This window comes from Pseudomonas sp. RA_35y_Pfl2_P32, assembly GCF_963970735.1.
GTDB lineage: Bacteria > Pseudomonadota > Gammaproteobacteria > Pseudomonadales > Pseudomonadaceae > Aquipseudomonas.
On sequence record NZ_CAXAQF010000125.1, the window covers coordinates 1 to 615 of the forward strand.

The 615-nt window shown below is 55.6% G+C and carries 1 protein-coding gene; it reads left to right on the forward strand.

Annotated elements, in window-relative coordinates; translation table 11 throughout:
• Positions 1 to 173: 173 nt before the first annotated feature.
• Positions 174 to 615: hypothetical protein (locus AACY45_RS27435; RefSeq protein ID WP_339548593.1), on the forward strand; the 442-nt coding region annotated here is incomplete at its 3' end.

The window sequence follows — 615 nt, forward strand, 5'->3', positions numbered from 1 at the left end:
ATGCATCGGGCACGAACACCAAAGACATTTGGCCTCAGCGACAATCGCGAAGCGCGGGTTCGGTCACGCTGTTCATGAATCTGGGCGGCGGCGGGACCACCAATTCCATCGATGGCGTCGACTTCATCGCGCTCGGAAACTGATCGACGAAACCTAATTCTTGGAGTACCGACATGCCCACAATTGGGGATTTTAGCCCGCCAGCAGTGCTGGATGGGACGGAGAAGATCGCCGGTTGGAAAGACGGAAAAGACGTCGGCATTCTGGTCGATCAGCTCATTAATAAAGCAACGCGCTTCGCCGAGATCGCCCGTAGTAACGGTCTTTGGGGCGTTCTGCCTACCGATAGCGATATAACTGCTCTCAACAAGTTCGCCGATTACGCGATTACGCAAAATCCAGGCTTTCAAAGCACTATCCCCGGTCCTTCCGACAACACCTATACCACGCTCGCTACATTCCGAGCCTCGGACGTGACGCGCAAGGTAGCATCGCTTGTCGGGGTGCCGGGCATTCCAGACGCGCGATATTATTTCGACCGCGCCGCAGGTCCCTATGTCGAGAGCCTACCAGATCTGATTAAGGCCGATAGCACATCTCTATCGGTCGGGGTGT